The 3,495-nt window shown below is 71.0% G+C and carries 6 protein-coding genes; all 6 read right to left on the bottom strand.

Annotation, left to right across the window (positions count from 1 at the left end; genetic code table 11):
• Positions 1–221 precede the first annotated feature (221 nt).
• On the bottom strand, positions 222–431 hold the full coding sequence (locus ACFFNX_RS45325) for a hypothetical protein (RefSeq protein ID WP_378212495.1): 210 nt from the start codon (positions 429–431) through the stop codon (positions 222–224).
• On the bottom strand, positions 428–697 hold the full coding sequence (locus ACFFNX_RS45320; RefSeq protein ID WP_329262989.1) for a WhiB family transcriptional regulator: 270 nt from the start codon (positions 695–697) through the stop codon (positions 428–430). The genes ACFFNX_RS45325 and ACFFNX_RS45320 overlap by 4 nt, the downstream gene beginning before the upstream one ends.
• A gap of 110 nt (positions 698–807) precedes the next feature.
• A complete protein-coding gene (locus ACFFNX_RS45315; protein ID WP_378212494.1) occupies positions 808–1,002 on the bottom strand; it encodes a hypothetical protein in 195 nt (64 codons plus the stop codon).
• 175 nt (positions 1,003–1,177) lie between these two features.
• A complete protein-coding gene (locus ACFFNX_RS45310) occupies positions 1,178–1,969 on the bottom strand; it encodes a TrmH family RNA methyltransferase (RefSeq protein ID WP_378212493.1) in 792 nt (263 codons plus the stop codon).
• Positions 1,970–2,016: 47 nt separating this feature from the next.
• On the bottom strand, positions 2,017–2,874 hold the full coding sequence (tesB, locus tag ACFFNX_RS45305) for an acyl-CoA thioesterase II (protein ID WP_378212492.1): 858 nt from the start codon (positions 2,872–2,874) through the stop codon (positions 2,017–2,019).
• Between the two features lie 28 nt (positions 2,875–2,902).
• A partial coding sequence (locus ACFFNX_RS45300) for an HRDC domain-containing protein (protein WP_378212491.1) occupies positions 2,903–3,495 on the bottom strand: 593 nt, incomplete at its 5' end.

The following is a 3,495-nucleotide window of genomic DNA, read 5'->3' as shown; positions in this document are numbered from 1 at the left end:
CGAACGCCGTCGCCCGGCTCACCCCGACAGCACGAGCAGCACCCGAGATGCTGCCCGCCTCCCGATCCAAAGCCTCCAAGAACCTCGCCCGCAACTCCCCAGAAACCACGGTCCCCGCAACTCCTTGAAATCCAAGGTGTTGCGGGGACCGCTAGAACCCGAGGATGCCGGGGGTCCCTTCGTCCTCTGGAAGGCGCAGACGGGCTCTCAGGGGGAGGCCGTCAGCGCGCGATCAGCAGGCGCCGAACGCGGGCGACGGTCTGCGCGGCGTCGCGGCGGGCCCGGCGTGCGGCCCGGGCCTCGGCGATGCCGCGCCGACGCGCCGCGTCGCGCTCGGCCTCGCGTATTCGTTCCTGGGACAGTTCAATGCTGAGCAAGCTCATCTTCTGCTCTTTCTCGGTGCGTGCGGTCTCGGTCGGTCGGCGCGTCATGCCGCCACCTCGGCGTTCTTGCGCGGACGCCCACGCGGCCGCTTCCGGGGGACGACGACTCCGCGGATGAACAGCTCTCCACCCCAGACACCCCAGGGCTCCCGGCGCTCGAGGGCGCCGGCGAGGCAGGCACGCCGGATCGGGCACTCGGCGCACAGCGCCTTGGCCAGCTCGACGTCCTGGGGCGACTCGGCGAAGAAGAGCTCGGGCTCCTTCCGGCAGGGAAGATCGAGGTTCTCGCTGATCGCAGTGAGCGCGAGGCCCAAGGTCTCCACCCCTTTCTTGATCTGATCTCTCGTTGGTTCGGTGTGGCCGAAACAAAAAGGCCGCGGTTCCCGGGGTCGGGATCCGCGGCCTGGAGGCCTGCTCAGAGCTTTCACTCTGGTGGTCTCCAGGGTGGCGGACCCAGCGGCATACGGATGGCCGCATCCTTGGCCTGGGCGGTCAGCTGGACGGCGCCGAGCGTCGTGAAGACGTGCTTCTCCACTCGCTTCTCCACGCCATCGCGCCGCACGCGCCCGGCTTCGGGGGACGCATAGGCCGGCGAGGAGGCGCCGCGCGAGAACAGCACGGACGGACGCGGGCATGCGGCGGCCCAGCCTTGAGTGCCGGAGTGGTTACTCACGCGACTGCCACCGCCCTTCTACGTCCGCGGGCCCTCCGATAGGAGGGAGCCCGTCATGTGCTCGCGAGAAGCGTACGATCGCTGCCCCGATGCGGGCAACGTATTTTTCACCTGCGATTTCTTATTTTTCTTTTCGTTGCCTCGCGGCCTCGTACAGGACCACGGTCGCGGCGGACGCGGCGTTGAGCGAGCTGGCCGCTCCGCCGATCGGGATCCGCACCACCTCATCGCAGGCCGCGAGCCACGCGGCGCTCATCCCGCGGGTCTCGTTCCCGATCACGATGAGGACCGGCCTGCCGAGGTCGTGCCGCGCGACGTCGTGGGTTCCGGTCTCATCGGTGCCGATGATGCGGACGTCCGCGGCGTGGGCCCAGCCGGCGGCCTCTCCCGGCGAGGACACGCGTACGACGGGGACCGCGAACAGCGACCCCGTGCTGGCGCGCACCGCCTTGGGGTCGTAGACGTCGGCGGCGTGCCCGGTCACGATCACCCCGGAGGCGCCGAACGCGTCGGCGGAGCGAATGACGGTGCCGATGTTGCCCGGGTCGCTGGGCCGGTCGAAGACGATGACCGGGCCGCCGGGAGTGATCCGGCTCAAATCGTCGGGCGGCAGGGCGGCGACCGCGACCAGCTCGGCGTCGTCCTTGCCGGCCAGCTCGGCCAGCAGGGCGGGCTCCATCTCGACGCGTTCGGCCCCGGTGTCGCGCAGCACGCCCTCGGCCCAGGAGGACAGCCGCCGCCCGCCGGGGTGGATGAGGCTGCGGATCGGCCAGCCGCGCTCGGCCGCGATGGTGATCGGCCGGACCCCCTGCACGAGGAACTCCCCCGACCGGTTCCGCTTGGCCCGGTTGGCGAGCAGCGCGTGCCACTGCTGGAACCGCGCGTTGCGCGTACCGACCCGGGTGACGCTCATGGGCCCTCCTCCGCCGGAGGAGTGGCCGGCGATTCACTCACGTTCGCTCATCCGGTGGTCCTGATCAGGCCTTCCTGGACGACCGAGACGACCAGCTCGCCCTCCTGGGTGAACACCTGGCCCCGGGCCAGGCCGCGACCGCCGGCGGCGTTCGGGGTGTCCTGGGCGTACAGCAGCCACCGGTCGGCGCGGAACGGGCGGTGGAACCACATGGCGTGGTCCAGGCTCGCGCCCATGGTCTTGTTGTCGCCCCAGGCGCGGGCGTGGTTGAGCAGGACCGTGTCGAGGAGCGTCATGTCCGAGGCGTACGTCATCAGGCACACGTGCAGCAGCGGGTCCTCGGGCAGTTCGCCGTCGAAGCGCAGCCAGACCTTCGACTCCGGGCCGCTCAGCGACGGGTCGCGGGCGGCCTCCCAGGTGAGCGGCGTGATGTGCCGCAGGTCGACGGGGCGGCGGCGGAAGAAGTCGTTCTCCTGCGGGCCGAAGACGACCTCCATCCGCTCGCGGAACGTCGGCAGCGTCTCCGGGCCGGGCACCTCGGGCATCGGCGCCTGGTGGGACATGCCCTCCTCGATCACCTGGAACGACGCCGACAGAGTGAAGATCACCTTGCCGTGCTGGACGGCGGAGACGCGGCGGGTGGTGAACGAACGGCCGTCGCGGACGCGGTCGACCGTGTAGACGAGCGGCACGCTCGGGTCGCCGGGCCGGATGAAGTAGGCGTGCAGCGAGTGGACATGCCGGTCGGAGGGCACCGTACGGCCGGCGGCGACCAGCGCCTGACCGGCCACCTGGCCGCCGAAGACCCGCTGCTGGCGTTCTTCGGGGCTGCGGCCACGGAAGATGTTCATCTCGATCTGCTCCAGGTCGAGCAGGTCGAGCAGCTCCTTCAGTGCGGCGTTCATGGCGATCCCTACTTGTTCGACCGGGTCATCAGTCAACCAGGTCCGCGGCGGGCTCCTCACCTCGGCACAGCGCCAGCACGTCGGAGCCGTAGCGGTCGAGCTTGACCGCGCCGACACCCGGGATGGCCGCCAGGTCCGCCTCCGACAGCGGGGCGCGCTCGGCGATCGCCTGCAGGGTGGCGTCGGTGAACACGACGTACGCGGGGACCTTCTGGCGCTTGGAGACCAGAACGCGCCAGTGCTTCATGCGGTCGAGGAGAGCCTCGTCGAAGTCGGTGGGGCAGCTCTCGCAGCGGCCGAGCTTACGCTCGATCGCCGCGGTCAGCGGGCGTCCGCAGACCCGGCACGGCTGAGGGCCGGAGGACACCGGACGCCGCGCGGAACGGTCGACCCGCGGCGGCCCGGCGCTCTGCGGCGCCAGGCCGTCGAGGAAGCGGGAACGGCGCCGTCCCTTGCGTCCCCCCGGCGACCGCGCCAGCGCCCACGACAGCGTCAGGAACTCGCGCGCCCGCGTCACCCCGACGTAGAGCAGCCGGCGCTCCTCCTCGATCTGGTCGGGGCTCTTCTCCGCGTAGATGATCGGCAGCGTGCCCTCGACGAGGCCGGTGAGGAAGACCGCGT

This window comes from Actinoallomurus acaciae, from assembly GCF_042429965.1.
Lineage (GTDB): Bacteria > Actinomycetota > Actinomycetes > Streptosporangiales > Streptosporangiaceae > Actinoallomurus > Actinoallomurus acaciae.
This window is presented reverse-complemented; position numbering and strand designations above follow the sequence as displayed.